At 60.0% G+C, this 16,787-nt stretch carries 18 protein-coding genes; 5 read left to right on the top strand and 13 right to left on the bottom strand.

Annotation, left to right across the window (positions count from 1 at the left end; genetic code table 11):
• Positions 1-10: 10 nt before the first annotated feature.
• Complete coding sequence (locus NKH93_RS12640; RefSeq protein WP_023679921.1) at positions 11-283, bottom strand: DUF2798 domain-containing protein; 273 nt, start codon at positions 281-283, stop codon at positions 11-13.
• 50 nt (positions 284-333) lie between these two features.
• On the bottom strand, positions 334-1,218 hold the full coding sequence (locus tag NKH93_RS12645; RefSeq protein WP_352970540.1) for an NmrA/HSCARG family protein: 885 nt from the start codon (positions 1,216-1,218) through the stop codon (positions 334-336).
• A 127-nt stretch (positions 1,219-1,345) separates the two neighbouring features.
• Between NKH93_RS12645 and NKH93_RS12650 the strand changes: the two genes are divergently transcribed.
• A complete protein-coding gene (locus NKH93_RS12650) occupies positions 1,346-2,239 on the top strand; it encodes a LysR family transcriptional regulator (RefSeq protein ID WP_352472770.1) in 894 nt (297 codons plus the stop codon).
• A 140-nt stretch (positions 2,240-2,379) separates the two neighbouring features.
• Here NKH93_RS12650 and NKH93_RS12655 read toward each other — a convergent pair whose 3' ends face one another.
• Entirely contained in the window at positions 2,380-3,975 is a 1,596-nt protein-coding gene (locus NKH93_RS12655) for a DEAD/DEAH box helicase (protein ID WP_352970542.1), read from the bottom strand.
• A gap of 347 nt (positions 3,976-4,322) precedes the next feature.
• Here NKH93_RS12655 and NKH93_RS12660 point away from each other — a divergent pair, with 347 nt between their 5' ends.
• The gene (locus NKH93_RS12660) at positions 4,323-4,976 is read left to right on the top strand and encodes an outer membrane protein (protein ID WP_352451078.1); all 654 of its coding nucleotides are present in this window, start codon (positions 4,323-4,325) and stop codon (positions 4,974-4,976) included.
• An 81-nt stretch (positions 4,977-5,057) separates the two neighbouring features.
• On the opposite strand, the gene NKH93_RS12665 is transcribed toward NKH93_RS12660, so the two are convergent.
• From NKH93_RS12665 to NKH93_RS12690, 6 genes are all read right to left on the bottom strand, one after another.
• Positions 5,058-5,831 carry an NAD kinase gene (locus tag NKH93_RS12665; RefSeq protein ID WP_023679915.1) on the bottom strand — a complete coding sequence of 258 codons (774 nt, stop codon included), beginning with the start codon at positions 5,829-5,831 and terminating at the stop codon, positions 5,058-5,060.
• A 461-nt stretch (positions 5,832-6,292) separates the two neighbouring features.
• On the bottom strand, positions 6,293-7,054 hold the full coding sequence (locus NKH93_RS12670) for an MBL fold metallo-hydrolase (protein WP_352970545.1): 762 nt from the start codon (positions 7,052-7,054) through the stop codon (positions 6,293-6,295).
• Positions 7,051-8,121 (bottom strand): ABC transporter ATP-binding protein, encoded by a 1,071-nt coding sequence (locus NKH93_RS12675; protein WP_352835930.1) that lies wholly within the window; start codon positions 8,119-8,121, stop codon positions 7,051-7,053. The genes NKH93_RS12670 and NKH93_RS12675 overlap by 4 nt, the downstream gene beginning before the upstream one ends.
• Positions 8,118-8,900 carry an ABC transporter permease gene (locus tag NKH93_RS12680; RefSeq protein WP_352451075.1) on the bottom strand — a complete coding sequence of 261 codons (783 nt, stop codon included), beginning with the start codon at positions 8,898-8,900 and terminating at the stop codon, positions 8,118-8,120. The genes NKH93_RS12675 and NKH93_RS12680 overlap by 4 nt, the downstream gene beginning before the upstream one ends.
• A gap of 2 nt (positions 8,901-8,902) precedes the next feature.
• Positions 8,903-9,745 (bottom strand): ABC transporter permease, encoded by an 843-nt coding sequence (locus NKH93_RS12685; RefSeq protein ID WP_352472776.1) that lies wholly within the window; start codon positions 9,743-9,745, stop codon positions 8,903-8,905.
• A 13-nt stretch (positions 9,746-9,758) separates the two neighbouring features.
• Positions 9,759-10,865 (bottom strand): polyamine ABC transporter substrate-binding protein, encoded by a 1,107-nt coding sequence (locus tag NKH93_RS12690; RefSeq protein ID WP_352970549.1) that lies wholly within the window; start codon positions 10,863-10,865, stop codon positions 9,759-9,761.
• Positions 10,866-10,955: 90 nt separating this feature from the next.
• Here NKH93_RS12690 and NKH93_RS12695 point away from each other — a divergent pair, with 90 nt between their 5' ends.
• On the top strand, positions 10,956-11,570 hold the full coding sequence (locus NKH93_RS12695; RefSeq protein ID WP_352702335.1) for a TetR/AcrR family transcriptional regulator: 615 nt from the start codon (positions 10,956-10,958) through the stop codon (positions 11,568-11,570).
• A 55-nt stretch (positions 11,571-11,625) separates the two neighbouring features.
• Here NKH93_RS12695 and NKH93_RS12700 read toward each other — a convergent pair whose 3' ends face one another.
• Complete coding sequence (locus NKH93_RS12700; protein WP_352457462.1) at positions 11,626-11,826, bottom strand: DUF2905 domain-containing protein; 201 nt, start codon at positions 11,824-11,826, stop codon at positions 11,626-11,628.
• A gap of 48 nt (positions 11,827-11,874) precedes the next feature.
• The gene (locus NKH93_RS12705; RefSeq protein ID WP_352472779.1) at positions 11,875-12,513 is read right to left on the bottom strand and encodes a cupin domain-containing protein; all 639 of its coding nucleotides are present in this window, start codon (positions 12,511-12,513) and stop codon (positions 11,875-11,877) included.
• Here NKH93_RS12705 and NKH93_RS12710 point away from each other — a divergent pair.
• Positions 12,512-12,898 (top strand): hypothetical protein, encoded by a 387-nt coding sequence (locus tag NKH93_RS12710; protein WP_352970552.1) that lies wholly within the window; start codon positions 12,512-12,514, stop codon positions 12,896-12,898. The two genes, NKH93_RS12705 and NKH93_RS12710, sit on opposite strands and share 2 nt — an antisense overlap.
• 207 nt (positions 12,899-13,105) lie before the next feature.
• On the opposite strand, the gene NKH93_RS12715 is transcribed toward NKH93_RS12710, so the two are convergent.
• Entirely contained in the window at positions 13,106-13,345 is a 240-nt protein-coding gene (locus tag NKH93_RS12715; protein ID WP_352541361.1) for a hypothetical protein, read from the bottom strand.
• A gap of 408 nt (positions 13,346-13,753) precedes the next feature.
• Complete coding sequence (locus tag NKH93_RS12720; RefSeq protein WP_352970554.1) at positions 13,754-14,839, bottom strand: hypothetical protein; 1,086 nt, start codon at positions 14,837-14,839, stop codon at positions 13,754-13,756.
• 177 nt (positions 14,840-15,016) lie between these two features.
• On the opposite strand from NKH93_RS12720, the gene NKH93_RS12725 reads away from it, so the two are divergent.
• On the top strand, positions 15,017-16,582 hold the full coding sequence (locus tag NKH93_RS12725; RefSeq protein ID WP_352970556.1) for a hypothetical protein: 1,566 nt from the start codon (positions 15,017-15,019) through the stop codon (positions 16,580-16,582).
• Positions 16,583-16,787 lie beyond the last annotated feature (205 nt).

The following is a 16,787-nucleotide window of genomic DNA, read 5'->3' on the forward strand; positions in this document are numbered from 1 at the left end:
GTTCGTGATGTCAGGACCGGGCCGGCTGATCGACAATCGCGGCAACGATCCGGCGCACGATCGGAAGCACAATCAGCAGACTGGGAAACGCGACAAGCCATGAAGCGCCCCATGCATAGCTCCAGGCCGCTATAAACCCGTTCGTCCAGCCTGCGCCGATTGCCGTCGAAACCGCCGAGACAATCGAGGACATCAGAATCGAAAGAACCAACGGCATCACCACCGCGCCGTAGGAGGGCGGCAGCTTTCTCAATTTGAAGGCTCGGTCCGGTGATGCTTGCATCGAAATCTCCCAATCAGAAAAAATGTGCGTCAGCGTTATTGTGAGGACGATCAGGCGGCATATGCCGTCTGCAGCGCCAATTCCTGAATGAAGCTTCGCAGCGAACGCGGCTCGCGGCCAAGCACGGCACGCAACGTCAGGCTGTTTCCGCCGAGGCCGTATTTGGCGTAGTGGCTGTGTACTTTGGCCAGCATCTGCAACTGCCGGTCGGTATAGGGAAGGCGGCCCTTCGCCGCCCAGTCCTGAAATGTCGGCTCGCCCGCCGAAACCGGCCGGCCAAGCGCTTCGCTCATCATGGCGACGACCTCTTCGCGGCTGTGCATACCGTCGGCGCACAGCTCGAGGGTCGCATAGGACAAACGCGCTTCGGTCAGTGCGATTGCCGCCACTTCAGCCACATCGCGATAGTCGACGCGGGCGAGCTTCGCCGTCCTTGGAAACGGCTCGGCGAAAACGCCGTGCTCGACGACGGACGGCCAGGCCGGCGCGATATTTTGCATGAAATTGGCCGGGTGCAGAATGGTGTACTCCATGTTCGTCGAATAGAGGGCAGCTTCAACGGGTACCTTGCTTGCATGGTTTTCCAGCCTCGTATTGGTCGGCTGGATCACCGACGAAAAGACGAACTTTCGAACGCCTGCTCGCGCCGCCGCCTCAACCATGGCAACCCCCATGGCGGCTTCGTCGGGAGCAAAGGCCGGTCCGATGTGAAAGAGACCGTCGACACCTTTCACGGCCTGCTCAAGGCTCCGATGGTTGCGCAGATCTCCGATCGCGATCTCGGATGCGCCGGCTTTCCGGGCTTTTTCGGCACTCGCGGCGTCACGAACAAGCGCTCGAACCCTGGCATTGCGGCGGACGAGTTCAGGCACCACCAAACCGGCAACGCGGCCTGCGGCGCCTACGACCAGGACCGTTGGACTGGGTGTTCGCATGACGATCTCCTTCCTTCGAGTCTGCCTTTCGGCCTGTGCAGGGAAGATAAAATCTAGCGAACTTCGTTACAATTGATCGATTTTGCGATAGGTTCTCCCGATTTTCGGTAGAAAGGAGCGATGAGCGATGAGCCGGATAGATGATTTCGAAGCCTTCATTGCCATTGTCGAGCATGGCAGTCTGACGGCTGCCGCACGCCGGCTGAACCGCTCACTGCAGTCGGTCAGCCGGTCCCTGGCGACATTGGAGGAATCAATCGGGGTCGAGCTTCTGCACAGGACGACACGCCGCTCGACGCCGAGCGAAGCCGGAGCGGCCTTTTTCCAGCGCATCAAACCCGCCGTCGAGGAAATTAACGAAGCCAGGCTTCAGGCGGCCAATCGACGGTCGGAGCCATGGGGCATCCTGCGTGTCAGTGCCCCGGTTCTGTTCGGCCCGGACTTCCTCGTGCCGGTCATCGCCGATTATATGCGGACATATCCCCGGGTCGAGGTTGACCTCCAGCTTTCCGATGAATTTGTCGATCTCGATGCCGAGCGCCTCGATTTGGCTGTCCGAATCGGCAATTTGCCGGATTCCAATTTACGTGCGAAGCGCCTGGGCGCGCTGCGGCGCGTGGTGTTCGGCGCACCTGCCTACTTCCAGCAACACGGCCGACCGGCCCATCCGCTCGAATTGCGTGAGCATCAATGCATCGTACGAACCGTCGACGGCCGCCCAGGCGAATGGATGTTTCAGATTGAAGGCAAGCCCCGGCCGGTGAAGGTCGCGGGTACCTTCCGGTCGAATTTGATGATATCGATCTATGCGGCCGCGGTTCACGGATTGGGTCTGGGCTACTCGCCGCTTTGGCAGGTAAAGCACCTGGTGGACGATGGCCGCCTGGAACTGGTTCTAACCGAATTCGAGCCGGTGCCGGTGCCGATACACGCCGTGTGGCCGGAAGGCAGGTCGTCCTCAGCCAAAGTTCGCGCTTTTCTGGACCTGCTGGCATCCCGCCTGGAACTCAGGGATCTTTAGCTACATAGCGAGCCTAGCGGCATACGGATCGCCGGCAGCACCAAAATCGACCGCCTCGCAGCAACGCCACAAGATTACCGAGAGCAGTACTTCTCAAAAGAGGGTGCTTCGCGCGTCGGCGGGGCCGCGCGCGAGCCGTGTCAGACCTTGGCGACGATCCGCATGAAGGCCGGCATGTCGTCGCCGAAGCCGACGGTCGCGTCATTGTCTTCCTGGCGCTGGCGGGCAGGGCGCTCGCGCTGCGGCCTGGTGTCGCCCCGTTCCGGCGCGCGCCGTTCGTTGCGATCGGGCGAAGCCTTGCGTTCAGGTGAAGCCTGGCGCTCGCTGTTTTCCGAGCGGATCGCCTCTTTGCGGGTACGCCGCTCGTCGATGTCGGCGACGGTGGCCTCGGCCACGACCGGCTGTTCTTCGCTAACTGCTTCCGGCGCTGCTTCTTCGCTGCGCCTGGCGTGGCGTTCACGCGGTTTGCGCTCGCCCCTGTCCTTGGCGTCGTCCTTGCGGCCGGCACGGCGTGGCGCACCGCGGCCACGGCGCGGGGCCTCATCCTCGCCGCCTTCGCTGGCAACGACCGTCGACAAATCGCCGTCATGCCACTCGATCTTCGTGCCGATCAGCCGCTCGATGGCGTCGATGTATTTGGTGTCCGACTTGGTCGCGATGGTGAAGGATTTGCCCGAGCGCCCGGCGCGGCCGGTACGGCCGATGCGGTGGACGTAATCCTCCGCGTGGATCGGCACGTCGTAATTGAAGACATGGCTGACATCGGGAATGTCGAGGCCGCGCGCCGCGACATCCGAAGCAACGAGGTAGCGCAGCTTGCCGTCACGGAAATTGGCCAGCATCTGCATGCGCGCGCGCTGGTCCATGTCGCCGTGCAGGGCGCCGGCGTCGAAGTCATATTTCAGCAGCGAGCGGAACAGCTCCGATACCTCGATCTTGCGGTTGCAGAAGATGATGGCGTTCTTCAGCTCGGCATCCTCGGCTTTCATCAGATTGCGCAGCGTCTCGCGCTTGTCCCAGGGTTTCGGGCCGGATTTCACCAGCCGCTGGGTGATGTTGGTGGCGGCCGATGCTGCCTTCGACACTTCGACGCGCACCGGTGCGTGCAGGAATTTCTCGGTGAGCTTGGTGATTTCCGGTGGCATCGTCGCCGAGAAGAACAGCGTCTGCCTGGTGAACGGAATCATCTCGCAGATACGCTCGATGTCGGGGATGAAGCCCATGTCGAGCATGCGGTCGGCCTCGTCGATGACGAGGATCTCGACGCCGTTGAGCAGGAGCTTGCCGCGCTCGCGATGGTCGAGCAGGCGGCCGGGGGTCGCGATCAGCACATCGGCGCCGCGCTCGAGCTTCTTGTCCTGCTCGTCGAAGGACACGCCGCCGATCAGCAGTGCGATGTTGAGCTTGTGGTTCTTGCCGTATTTGACGAAGTTTTCCTCGACCTGCGCGGCGAGCTCGCGCGTCGGCTCGAGGATCAGCGTGCGCGGCATGCGCGCGCGGGCGCGGCCCTTTTCCAGCCGGGTGAGCATCGGCAGGACGAAGGACGCCGTCTTGCCGGTGCCGGTCTGGGCAATGCCCAGCACGTCCTTGCCGAGCAAGGCGTGCGGGATAGCACCAGCCTGGATCGGCGTCGGCTCGGTGTAGCCGGCATCGGTAACTGCGGAAAGGACCTTCGGCGACAGGCCGAGGTCTGCGAAGGTCAACGCTTCTTGAGCGATCTGGGTGTCTGAGGACAAGTTTGGCTGTCTTTGGCTGGTTCGGGGGCGCAACATATGCAGTCGCGGCAAGCGCCGCGCGCCTGCAAGATCGGTACTGCAGGTAGGCGCAAGCCCACGATTTGTCAACACAAACGGGCGGCATTGGCGCGATTGTGAAGCCGTAAGCTTAATCGCGATGGTTACCGCTCGTCGATGGCCTGCTGTTCAGCAAGGCGAGATTCTCGCACCAGCGCAGGTGTTGCAGATCAGCAACGCCAGGGTGCATTCATTCTGACCACACGCCAAAGTATCATTTGAGATTTGAAATAACTCAGAAAACTAGCCACAAACGATTCATCCATTTTCTTGGCTAAGGGGGCCACATTATGAAGAAAGCTTTTCTCTCCGCTGCGTTTCTGGCAGCGGCCTTGACTCCGGCGATCGCGGCCGATGTCGTGGAGTTGCCGGTCGCATCAACGTATAACTGGACGGGCCTCTATCTAGGCGCACATGTCGGCGGTGGCAGCAGCAAAGTAGACTGGGAATATACTGGTGGCGGGACGGCTGATCATGATGGCAGCGGCGCCCTGGGCGGCGTCCAGGCCGGTTACAATTTCCAGAGCGGAAATATAGTCTATGGCGTCGAGGCGGACATCTCGGCCGCCCATATCGATGGCGGCACGGACTGTCCGAACCCCACCTTCTCTTGCGATTCCGATGTAAAGATGCTCGGATCGCTGCGTGGCCGAATTGGCTATGCGATGGATAGGCTGCTGATCTACGGTACCGGCGGTCTCGGCTTCGGCAGGGTTGAGATTAGCACAAGCGGTCCGATCGGGACCAACGGCACCTCGAAAACCAGAGCAGGCTGGACCCTGGGCGCGGGCCTGGAATATGCCTTTACCGATCACTGGTCGCTTAAGGGCGAATACAAATATTTCGATCTGGGCAAGAGCGATTATACAGTCGACACCGGCCTGAATGTCGAAGCAAAGGTCCGCATACACACCGGAGTCATCGGCTTGAATTACAAGTTCTGATCGCAACGATCGGCCGCCGCAACACTTGTGTTGTCAAATAGGAACCCGGCCTCGTGCCGGGTTTTTATTTGCACGGTCTGTTCAATACCTGAACTGTTCGGCGAGAATGCGCTCGTTCCACGAATGGTTGGGATCGAACAGCAGCGTCGCCGTTGCCGTCGGCGATTCCCTCACCGTGACCGTCGTCACCGCCTTGACCTCGGTGTGGTCGGCGGCGGCGTTCACCGGCCGCTTTTCCGGCTCCAGAATGTCGAAACGCACGATCGCCTTGTTGGAGAGCAGCGCGCCGCGCCAGCGGCGCGGACGAAACGGGCTGACCGGGGTCAGCGCCAGCAGCGGAGCGTCGAGCGGCAGGATCGGCCCGTGCGCCGACAGATTATATGCGGTCGAGCCGGCCGGCGTCGCAATCATCACGCCGTCGCAGTGCAATTCCTCCAGCCGCTCTTGCCCATCCACGGTGATGCGGATCTTGGCCGTCTGGTACGACTGGCGCCAAAGCGCGACCTCGTTGATCGCGAGCGCCGAAATCGTCTCGCCTTCGGCCGTCACCGCCTGCATCTCCAGCGGACGGATCGTTTCGGCAACGGCCGCCGCGATGCGCCCGGTCAAGCCGCTGGCGCGGTATTCGTTCATCAGAAAACCGATGGTGCCACGGTTCATGCCGTAGACCTTCTTTCCCGTGCTCATCGTCTCACGCAGGGTCTGCAGCAGAAAGCCGTCGCCGCCGAGCGCCACGACGATCCCGGCTTCTTCGACGGAGGCCTGGCCGTAACGCGCAGAGAGGCTTTCCAGCGCTGCATTGGCGTCGGCTGTACCGGATGAGACGAAGGCGAAACGGCTGGCGGTTTTGCTCATGGCTCTCAACGACAACCGATTGGCGACGACCGTCTGGCGACCGATTGGCGGCGACCGGTTGCTGGGCCGCGCCAGCGCCGGGTTAGCATGGGTGGGCATTTCTGCAAAGGGAGGGAGGTGCCTGGAGATGGCGACCAAACAAGCCGCACTCGCGCATCATGTCGGAGGACAAAATGATGTGATGGTTAAGACTCGCCTTAAACTCTCGTAAAGCCATATCGATCATGTTAGCCGGCAGCGGACGGGCGGCGTGGGGGCTAACCAGTCGAGGCCGATCTATTGCCGCTGGCACGCTTGATTATTGTCTTCCTGATGCTGGCAAGTTTTGCCCTGGCTTTCGCGGAACTGGTGCGCCAGGCGGAGGAAAAGAGCTTTAGACCCGAGCCCACGGCCTCGCGCTGCGGCGACGCGGCGGGGACACCCTGTCCGCAAAGGGCGCTTTGACGCCACAGCGCCAGTGCTTATCGGGCTTGCAACAGATGGCAGCCGGCCTGGCGCTTTTGCGCGAGATACTCGTCGACAAGCTGGCGATAGCGGACTTTGCCGAAGCTCGGGAAATGGCCGCCGTGCACGACCGAGACATCGAGATCGCGCATGCGCAGCAGCGTTTCGACATAATCGTCGATATCGGAGTGATAGACGTCGTCGATCAGCGGGCCGTCATAGATGATGTCGCCGGAAAACAGGATGCCCGTCCTGTTTTCGTAGAGCGCAATGCCGCCGGGTGAATGGCCGGGCGTGTGGATGACCTCGAAGGCACGGTCGCCGAGATCGACCATGTCGCCTTGCTCGAGCAACCGGCCGGCTGGTGCGGGCAGGATCTGGTAGCGCTTGGTGTCCCAGCCTTGCGGCATGCCGTCGAACATCTCGTCAGTGGCATAGCGGTCGGCAACCGTCCATTCGTTGCGTGGATCGGCGAGGATTTCGGCCTCGGCCGGGTGCACGCAGCGGTCGGGAAATTCGTGATGGCAGCCGATATGATCGAAATGGGTGTGACTGGCCACGCAGGTGAGCTTGCGCTCCGTGACCAGCGGCACGTGGCGGCGCAGGCTGAAATGGCCGAGGCCGGTATCGAACAGAAGATCGCGGTCGCGGCCGCGCACATGCCAGATGTTGCAGCGGAAGAACGGCTTGATCCACGGCTCGTGGATCAGCGTCACGCCATCGCCCATGCGGATACTTTCGTACCAGTCAGGAGCGTCGATGATTGGAAGCGTGCTCATGTTTGGTCCGCAAGCAGGATGATGTCGCCAGCATCGCACGATACCGCGACAACGTCGCCCGGCTGGACGGCCGATGCGGCCGCGACCTTGGCGATGAAGTGCAGCGCCGGGTCGGTCGTGGAGGTCCCCAGCACACGCTTGAAGCTGCCCTGGAAGACGACGTCGCTGACCTTGACCATGCCAAGCGCCACAGCACCGCCTGCAGCGCCGAGAACAAGATGCTCCGGGCGGATGGCCAGCGCAACGGCCAAGCCGGGCGGCAATGTGCCGGGCAGCGAGAGCGACCCAAGCTTCGTGGTGACGGCGATTTTGCCGCTCTTCGCCTCGGTCACCGTTCCCGATATCAGCGTGCTTTCGCCCATGAAAGTCGCGGAAAAGCGCGTCGCTGGCCGGGCATAGACGCGCTCGGGCGGTCCTTCGTCCTCGATGCGCCCGTCATTCATCACCACGCAATGATCGGCCAGCGCCATCGCCTCTTCCTGATCGTGAGTGACGTGGATGAAGGCGGTGCCGACGCGTTTCTGGATCGCCTTCAACTCGTCCTGCATCTGCCGGCGCAATTTCAGGTCGAGCGCGCCGAGCGGCTCGTCGAGCAACAGCACCGCCGGCTCGACCACCAGGGCGCGCGCCAGTGCCACGCGCTGCCGCTGACCGCCGGAAAGCTGGTGCGGCTTCTTGTCGAAGGCAGTGGCCAGCCCAACCAGCGCCAGCGCCTCGCGCGCCCTTGCTGCCCGGGTTGCGGCATCGACACCCCGCATGCGCAGGCCGAAGCCGACATTGCTGCCGACGCTCATATGCGGAAACAGCGCGTAGTCCTGGAACACGGTCGTCGTCGGCCGCTTCGCCGGTGGCACGGCAGTGCAGTCCTCGCCGCGGATCAGCACCTTGCCTTCGCTCGGCGTGACGAAGCCGCCGAGGATGGACAGAAGCGTCGTCTTGCCGGACCCGGACGGCCCGAGCAGGATCGTGTAGCTGCCAGGCTCGATCGTCAGCGAGACGTTCTTCAGCACGGTATGCTGGCCGAAGCGATGCGAGACGGAGCTTATATCGACCAGTGGCGCACTCATGCCGGCTTCCTCCGCAACAGCATCAGCTCGAACAATACCACCAGCACGATGGAGACGGCGAAGACCAGCGAGCCGACGGCGTTGGTCTTGGGATTGAGGCCGGAGCGCAGCAGGTTCCAGATCTCGACCGGCAGCGTCGTATCGAAGCGCGTCAACAGGAACGAGATGACGAATTCGTCCCAGGAGAAGGTCATCGACAGAAAGAAACCGGCGAAGATCGCCGGTGCCATGACAGGCACGGTGATCAGCAGCAGCACCTTCCATTCGGGCGCGCCGAGGTCGCGCGCGGCGCGCTCGATGTTGATCTGGTGGTCGCCCATCTGGCTGTAGACGATGGCAAAGCAGAGCGGCAGGTTGATCACCACGTGGCCGATGCCGGCGGCAATGAGCGACTTCGGCACGCCGGCCCAGTTGAACAGCACCAGCAGCCCCATGCCGATGATGAGATAGCTGACGGTCAGTGGCAAGGTGATCAGCCCGCGCATCAGGCCCGAGCCCGGCAAAGCGAAGCGCGCAAAACCCCAGGCGGAGAGAAAGCCCAACGTGACGGCGGCAGCCGAGGAGACGACCGCCACCAGCAGCGAATTGACCAGAGCCGAAGTCAGCCGCGTGTCGGCGAGCACGGCCTCGTACCAGCGCAGCGACGGTCCGGTGAAGGGCGGGATCGGAAACGACGTTGCCTGCAGCGAAAACAGCACCAGAACGATGACCGGTAGAAAGATGAAGCCGTAGATTGCGATGGCGTAAAGGCCGGAGACGAGGCGGATGAGCGCGCGCATGGTCAGGCCCGCTCGATCTTCAGCCAGCGGGAGCAGGCGAGATAGGCAATGGTGACCACCGCCATCAGGATGATCGACAACGCCGAAGCGAGCGGAAAGTCGCCGCGCCGGCCGATCTGCATCATGACGAGCTGCGGCATCAAAAGCTCGTTGTTGCCGCCGAGGATCTGCGGCGTGATGTAGTCGCCGATGCACAGCACGAAGGTGAGGAAGGCGCCGACCATGATACCGGGGAGCGTCAGCGGCAGAACGACATGCAGGAAAGTCCGAACCGGCCCGGCGCCGAGGTCGGCGGCGGCCTTGCGATAGCTGGGGCTGAGCTGCTTCAGATTGGCGAAGATCGTCAGCGTCAACAGCATGACGAAGAAATGCACGAAGCCGATGACGGTGGCCAGCCGCGTATTGGCGAGCTGCAGCGGTTCGCTGAACAGGCCGGAGCCGGTCAACGCATGGTTGACGACGCCGTTCTGCGCCAGCACCAGCAGCCACGAATAGGAGCGCACGACATAGGAGGTCCAGAACGGCAGCACTGCCAGCATCAGCGCCAGCCGCTGCCAGCGCTCCGGCACCTGCTCGGCCAGGATCCAGGCAAAAGGATAGGCGAGCAGCACGGAGATCACGGTGACGATCGCTGTGACCTGCAGCGAGTTCACCATCGCCTGCCAGTAGGACGGATTGGCAAAGAACTGGCTGTAGTTGGACAGCGTGAAGCCGCCGCCTTCATGTGCCGTCAGGCTGGATACCGCCATGGCGACGAAGGGCAGCACGAAGAACAGCAGCGTCCAGCCGAGCGCCGGCGTGACCAGCGCCCAGGGCAGGGCACGCCCACTGTTGACGGCGTTCACGACCGGCAGCCGGTCATTGCGCCTGCAGCATTTCGGTCCAGACGTCCTGCATCTTCTTGTCGAGGTCGGCGTTCGGCGCAGGATAGGACTGGGCGCGGGCGAGGAATTCCGGCTGCTCGTCAAAGCGCAGGATCTTCTTCTGCTCGTCGCTCAACGCCGCCTTGCTGTTGGCCGGCATGCCCCAATAGCAGGACGAGGTGGCGAGCCGCGCCTGGCCTTCGGGGCTCATAATGTGCTGGATGAATTTAAGCGCCAGCTCCTTGTTCTTGGAATCCTTGAACATTGCCAGCGACTGCGACCACAGCACGGCGCCTTCTTTCGGGATAGAGAAGTCCAGGGCAGGGTTTTCCTTGGCCAGCCCCGCCGTCACCCATTCGCCGCCGCCGACCAGAATGTCGACCTCGCCGGTCGCCAGCGCCGTCTGGCTGGCGGTCACTTCGCCGACCAGCTTGGCGTTGGCCTTCATTTTGAGCAACTCTTCCTTGATGGCGGGAAGGTCGGCTTCGGTCAGGTCGGCGGTCTTTTTGCCGATCGCCAGTGCGGCCATGCCGATGACCGGCAGGTAATAATCGTAGATGGCGATCTTGCCCTTGTATTTGTCGCCGGTCAGCGCCGCCATCGTCTGCATGTCGGCCGGGTCGACCTTAGTCTTGTTGTAGCCGATCGTGTTGTAGCCGAACTTTTCGGTGATGCCGTAACGCTTGCCGTCAACGACGGTGGAGCTGTCCATCTTCACCTGCGGAAACAGATCGGCCAGCGGCAGCTTGTCTTCCGGCAGCGGCTCGAACAGGCCTTTTTCGACGCCGCGCGGTATGTCGATGCTGTCGATCACCATCACGTCCCAGTCGCCGGGCTGCGATTGTTCGACGATCGCCAGGCCGGCGCCCGTGCCTTCAAACTCCTTGACATTGACCTTGACGCCGTTCGCTTCCTCGAACGGCTGCAGCAGCGCCGGATCGGCGTGATCGCACCAGATCAGCGCGTTGAGATCCTGCGCCTGAGCGAGGCTGCCCGCCGCCAGCAGCAGTGCTGCCGCGGCACACGCGCCTTGGAGATGGCTCTTCAGAACGGAAAGCGGATTCCTGACGGTTGGATTGGGGGTCTTTGGATTGACGGACATCGAGTGTTCTCCCTTGCCTTTTTGGCTTGTAGAAAAAATTGAACCAATTCTAGAATTGAGTCAATTCTGATTTTGTGGCAAACAGCCGTTATGAGCGGATTGCGGGCAAGGCAGAAGGCGGATCGGCACCGCCGCATCATCGAGGCGGCGGCGGCGCTTTTCCGCGATGCCGGTTATGAAGGCGCCAAGATCGAGACCATCGCGGCGCAGGCCGAAGTCTCGGTCGGCACCATCTACAATTACTACCAGAACAAGGGCGACATCCTCGGCGCCATCGTCTCGATGGAGGTCAATGAGGTGCTGAATGCCGGGCGCGGCGTCGTCGCCAACCCGCCGGCCAATGTCGGCGACGCTCTCGATACGCTGCTCGGCATCTATATCGAGCACTCGCTGCATTATCTCAGCAAGGAGATGTGGCGGCAGGCGATGGCGATCTCGACGCAGCTGCCCGACAGCCCGTTCGGCCAGGCTTATACCGGGCTGGACCGCGCCCTGACCGAGCAGATCCGCGCGCTGATCGTCCGCCTGCAGGCGCTCGGGCTGGTGCGTCGCGACATCGACGGGCCGGCACTCGGCGAACTCATCTTCAACAACATGAACATGATGTTCATCGAATTCGTGAAGCGCGAGGAGGCGAGGATTGCCGAGTTGCGGGCGGCGATACGACGGCAGAACCGGATTTTGGTGGCGGCGATCGGAGTGTAAGAAGATCAAGGGCGAGTTGAGCCTGCAACACAAATCGCCGCAGCCGGAGCATCGCCTACCGGTTGATCAGCCATAGAATGGCCGAGAGCACGATGCTGACCAGTATCCCCGTGGTGATAGGGACATAAAGCCTGAAGTTCTCACGCTCGATCACGATATCGCCGGGCAGCCTGCCAAGGCCGGTCCGAGCCAACCAAGGCCACAGCAGGCCTAAGGCGACTATGCTGAGACCAACGACGATCAGAGTTCGCGACATGGCAGCATCCAGCCGACAAAAATGCCGGGCGCCCAATATGGACCCCGATCATCCGGCTACTAGGCCTGCTCGAGCGAGGATTTCAGGAGCCGGCGTGACATGCCCGTGCGGCTTGCAGTAGTCCGGGTCGATCGCGCGATAGCCGAGCAGATGGCCGAGTGGCGCCAGGATCGCCAGCGCCACTCGCTGAATCGCAGGTGGCGGGTGCGTGAAGACGATCACGTCGGCAAATTCCCTGGCGATGACTGCTGCCTGAAGCGGCGAAGGTCTACCTTTTCTGTCCACCTTGCCGGCATTGGCCAGGCCGAAGAGCATGCCGATCAGCAGCTCGAAACGGTTCGGGTCGACATTGTCCGCACCTGGCGCCCGGTCGACTTCGACCAGGACATGCGCTTCTTCGGTTTTGCTGCTGTTCCACCAATCATGTGCGACGCCTGCTTCGACCGTGGCGGATTGGCCAGGCTCCAGGGACAAAGTCTTCCCGGCGATGCAAGCGTCGAGACGGCCACGGAGGACGGTAAACCGTTCCGTCAGGTTCGGGTGGAAGTGCTCGCCCACCACTGCGGCTCCCGGCCGGGCGGTCAGATGAGCGATGCCAGGTCCCTGGCCGCGGTCTTCTGTGCCACGCAGGATGACGGCATATTCGCCGGTCACCTTGTTCTCGTAGACATCTCCACAGTGTGACATGGATCAGCTCCGGGTTCAGAGCACCGGTGTCCAGCAACTTTATCGTCAACCGATTGATCGTTCAACGACGCTCGAACAGGCGATTGCGGAAACACCAGCTGCCGGCTCTTCGGCGACGCGGGCGATCAGCGCTCTATCGAACATGCTTGGGCGGCCGCGCACGCGGAAACGGCACGACCGTCAGTGGCGCCTTGCGGAATTCCGCGATGGCTATTTCTTCAATCAGCGCGTCGAGGACCTCGTTGACGCGTCGGCTCGTTTCATCTGCGCCGCAGAGGCGGTTTTGTGCGCACTCCAAAAGCTCGCGCGCCGCGGCGAAATCACTTCGCATGACAACACCCGTTGGTTTGGCCCGCCACGGGGCATTGTCGGCGCGCTTAATTGAGCGAGTGCTAATATACACAGGGGCAATTTAATCGAATGCTGTTAAATGGCCGGAGCCGGAGAGGGGCCGAAATGATGGCTGTAAGGGCTAGGCACTAATGGGCTCGGCGTCTCTTGGTATGAGATGCCAAAGCGCAATCTGGCGTCAGATTAAGCCGGCAATTTCACGCGACGTTTGTGGTTCCCGACGGGGACGGAACGCGTGGCCCTAAAACGTTCTTGGGCGGCTAAGATATTCTCTGGCGGCGGCAATCTGGCGCCGGTGCTCGCGCAGGAAGGCTGCGCCGAAACAAATGGCGAAGGCCAGTACGGAAAGGCTTGTCGTTGCTCTTGATGTTGGATCGGGGTCGGGACTTGTCAGCAAACGAAAACCGAACGCGAAGGCGAAGACGATAAGGCCGCCAAACATCCCGTTGATGAAGGGGGCGGTCGTGCGTTTCTGCTCCAACGGAAACTCCCATGGTTTCCGATGCAGTTATATGCGTTTGAATTGATGTGCCACCGCTCTTGACGGCCCGACCCTGTGGAAATCGGGGATGACCTGACGTCGATGCCCTTGAAGGCGGGAATCTAGAATACTGCATGGGGTCTATAACGCCAAGGACGCCAAGGGTTCATTCCATTTTGGCGAATAACGTCACATGGATGTTCGGACCTCAACGACACCAGCCGGCTGCGACAGCTTCTCCTCCAGGTATGAGCAGCAAACATTCAAAGAGCCGCTGGTACTGCTCAGCAAACGTGAATTCCTTGTAGTTTCAACAACTAACGATTGCCAAGACGCAAATGGGTGCGAGCAGGGGAATGGCAGGGGCAAAGTGCCGTCCAATGCACGTCCGTAAATCTGCTGTGAGAACTACCATCCGGGGCCGCCGCCACCGGCTTTATCGGACAGCAGTTTCACCGCCTCGCGCTCTTGTTGGTAAGCCAGAATTGCGTTGCGAGCCCCCAAGATAGCGGCAATCAACTCTTTCGTTTCGCCATCACCATCGGCCCCGTTGTCTTCCGTGTTTTCATCTGGCGGGGGAGGAGCGACGAAATCAATTTCTCCCCCGCTCTCTCCAAACCGGAGTAGTTTCTGAATGGCTTTGCCCAACGCGTTGGTTTTGTCCCCATCGACAGCGCCCGGCACCATGGCCGCAATCTGCGCCTCGATGCGCTTTTCGGCTCCTGCTCTCGCTTCGTTCCGGAGCCTATCAAATTCGGCTTCCATAGTTTTCGTCAGGATTTTTTGCTGTCGCAAGTTTTCCAGTGCTGCTTGAAGCGATAGCACCTCCTTGGCGGTGCTAGTGATGTGCTTCGCGATAGTCGCGAGAAGTCTGCTCAGAGCATACGTAACAGACAGGACCAGAATTACCGAACCCGTCGAGGCACCGATCACCTTGGCGTCTTCGGGTGCCTCTCCGCTCATCATCGCAACCCCGCGAACGATCTGATACCATTCGTCCGCCGACGTCTTCCAGTCCTTAATATTTCGGATTGACGCGTCATTTCGAAAGCCAATTCGAACCGTTATCCGTCCGTCCTCGTCGGATAGTTTTTCACGGTCAAGACCAAGCTGGTCGACGGCGGTCGCATATCCACTGAGCTTTTGACCTGCAGCGTTGATTGCTTCGATTGCATCGGCGACGTTTTGATTGGTCGTCGCGGGATCGTAGGCTTCGGCCCTCACTATGCTTCCGATCCACCGCGCTCCCTCAGGCCCTACCAACTCCTGCACTTTTAAGTCGCGCAAGAGCGCTAACTGCTGAAGGGACAACTGACCAATCGCCATCTCATTTAGGAATTGCACAAGTGCCGACAAGGGAGCCTCAATCGGTACTTTGCTCGGCTGACTAGCGTTGTTGCTGGTCGCGTTGTGCAGTTCGGTGTAAAGAGTCCTCAAGGGCTTAAGGTACGTTTTGTACCAACTCGCCAAATCATAAAGTTCGAATATGTTCACGAAGCCCCCATTCCGATTTCTTATTCACGTATAGCGGCATTTCTACATTGCCGGCTAGCGAGATCAACCGTCGTCCAAAGTCCAGCCTATATCAAAGATCGAAACCGATTGCAGGCGACCCGCCCGTTGCCCTAGTTCACTGCTTGAAAATAATTGTCTTCGCGAAAGACCTACGTCTTGGCAAAACAAACAAATAAAATTGATCCCGCGCTAGCGCTTCCAACGTTGAGAAGGCTTCTCTCCGAAACTGACGACGCGCACTTTTTGTGCATGATTTGGGCTGTCCACGCCATTCAAGACGGACGAAATAGCGGGGCCGCAAAATTTTTGAACTACCCGAAAGAGGCTGCTACACAAGATTTGGGCTCAACATACATGGCATTCCCTTGGGACCTTGAGACGCTCATCACTCTAGATTTTAATACTCCCAAAATCAGAATGCCAACTCGACCGTTGAACACACGTGAATTCAACACGGTCGCAGACATTGTAAACCTGCTTCGCTCAGTCGAAGACGACGAGACGCCGGGCAGGGTGGATGAAACCAACGTATTAATGGAGGTTCATCGCATTGGTCATAGGCAATTTGGTTGGCAACGGAGATTTGCTAGCGTTTCCGACATTTACCGGTACATATTCATTTACGGGCAGGGAGAGTGTGCCGATTACTTCGAAAAGATCTACTGTGTGACCATCGCTGACTTCTTTGCAGTTGCTTTCAGTTATTTCGCACATTTGATGCGGGGTCCATGGAGCCCACCAATTCATGACTTAAGTTTCTTGGGGATTTCGTCGGATGCAGTCGAAAAGAGTCTCAAACTCCTTTCCGCAGACATCTGGTCCGCTCGGCATGAATCGCGCCAACTTTTGAGTAAGTTCGAGGCCAGCGCCCGTTCAATTTTGCCTGTTATCTACCAACCTAGCCACCTGCGCATCAAACCTATCATCCGCCGGGATTTAGGCCTCCGGCAGCAATATATCGCGCCGCTGCCAGCGCTTATCATCCTGCGGGCCACTGTGGGCCTGTACTATGATCTCCAAGGCGGAGGCACCACTATTACCAACGAAGCTACGAAACGGTTCGAGGATTATGCCCGCCGATCGATCAGTGCGCATTGCCCAGGATTCGAATGCGCGCCGGCAGTGAAATACAGATACAAAAAGAACCCGGTCGAGACACCGGACATCCTTTTGATGCAGGCCGGGCGCATCGTCGCTGTCTTTGAATGCAAGGCCACTAAACTTACCTTTGAAGCTCAGTACGCCGACGATCCTGTAGAAAGCGCTAACGACGGCTATGCGCAGATCGCGAAGGCGATTTTTCAACTTTGGCGATTCTTTTCACATGTCCGACGAGGGATTATCAAATTCGACATCGATGCCGATGCTCCAGCGGTGGTTCTCACCATGGACGCGTGGACCCAGATGTCACGCCCACTCCGTGACCGGTTAATCACTGAGGCGAGGAAAATCTCTTATGAGAAAGAGCCTGATATGACCGATGAAGACAGGAGACATCCGATCTTTTGTCCCATCAGAGAGCTAGACGTTATGCTTACGCTCTCAAACGAAGAGCAACTGCTCGCAGCCTTCAGGGCTGGATGCGAACCATATTATCAAGGTTGGAGCATCGCCCAGGTGCGAGCAGACGCTGTGCCGACGCTCAAAGGGACAAAAAAATATGCGTTCGATCCGAGTGAACTGCTACCTTGGTGGGCAAAGAAGCTGGATGGTGCTGCTTGAAGGGGTAATCCGCCAGCCAAGAGGTAGTCGACTTTTACCCCTGACATTACCCGCAACTGCGTTTAGTGGCACCAATCAGATATCGGGACGTATCTAAGTAATTGCGCGGCCTGAGACATAGGTGACGTTTTGTACCGGACACATGGGTAACACTTTTGGCTTTTGGCCGGAGGTGTTGATGCCGTGGAGAGAGTGTTCGGTGATG

Source organism: Mesorhizobium sp. M0954, from assembly GCF_040319155.1.
Classification (GTDB): domain Bacteria; phylum Pseudomonadota; class Alphaproteobacteria; order Rhizobiales; family Rhizobiaceae; genus Mesorhizobium.

Coding starts and splice junctions, on each gene's coding strand:
- NKH93_RS12660 (WP_352451078.1), top strand. CDS start 4,323: ATGAAGAAAGCTTTTCTCTCCGCTGCGTTTCTGGCAGCGGCCTTGACT.
- NKH93_RS12680 (WP_352451075.1), bottom strand. CDS start 8,900: ATGCGCGCGCTCATCCGCCTCGTCTCCGGCCTTTACGCCATCGCAATC.
- NKH93_RS12665 (WP_023679915.1), bottom strand. CDS start 5,831: ATGAGCAAAACCGCCAGCCGTTTCGCCTTCGTCTCATCCGGTACAGCC.
- NKH93_RS12675 (WP_352835930.1), bottom strand. CDS start 8,121: ATGAGTGCGCCACTGGTCGATATAAGCTCCGTCTCGCATCGCTTCGGC.
- NKH93_RS12650 (WP_352472770.1), top strand. CDS start 1,346: ATGAGCCGGATAGATGATTTCGAAGCCTTCATTGCCATTGTCGAGCAT.
- NKH93_RS12700 (WP_352457462.1), bottom strand. CDS start 11,826: ATGTCGCGAACTCTGATCGTCGTTGGTCTCAGCATAGTCGCCTTAGGC.
- NKH93_RS12670 (WP_352970545.1), bottom strand. CDS start 7,054: ATGAGCACGCTTCCAATCATCGACGCTCCTGACTGGTACGAAAGTATC.
- NKH93_RS12645 (WP_352970540.1), bottom strand. CDS start 1,218: ATGCGAACACCCAGTCCAACGGTCCTGGTCGTAGGCGCCGCAGGCCGC.
- NKH93_RS12690 (WP_352970549.1), bottom strand. CDS start 10,865: ATGTCCGTCAATCCAAAGACCCCCAATCCAACCGTCAGGAATCCGCTT.
- NKH93_RS12705 (WP_352472779.1), bottom strand. CDS start 12,513: ATGTCACACTGTGGAGATGTCTACGAGAACAAGGTGACCGGCGAATAT.
- NKH93_RS12710 (WP_352970552.1), top strand. CDS start 12,512: ATGGATCAGCTCCGGGTTCAGAGCACCGGTGTCCAGCAACTTTATCGT.
- NKH93_RS12640 (WP_023679921.1), bottom strand. CDS start 283: ATGCAAGCATCACCGGACCGAGCCTTCAAATTGAGAAAGCTGCCGCCC.
- NKH93_RS12695 (WP_352702335.1), top strand. CDS start 10,956: ATGAGCGGATTGCGGGCAAGGCAGAAGGCGGATCGGCACCGCCGCATC.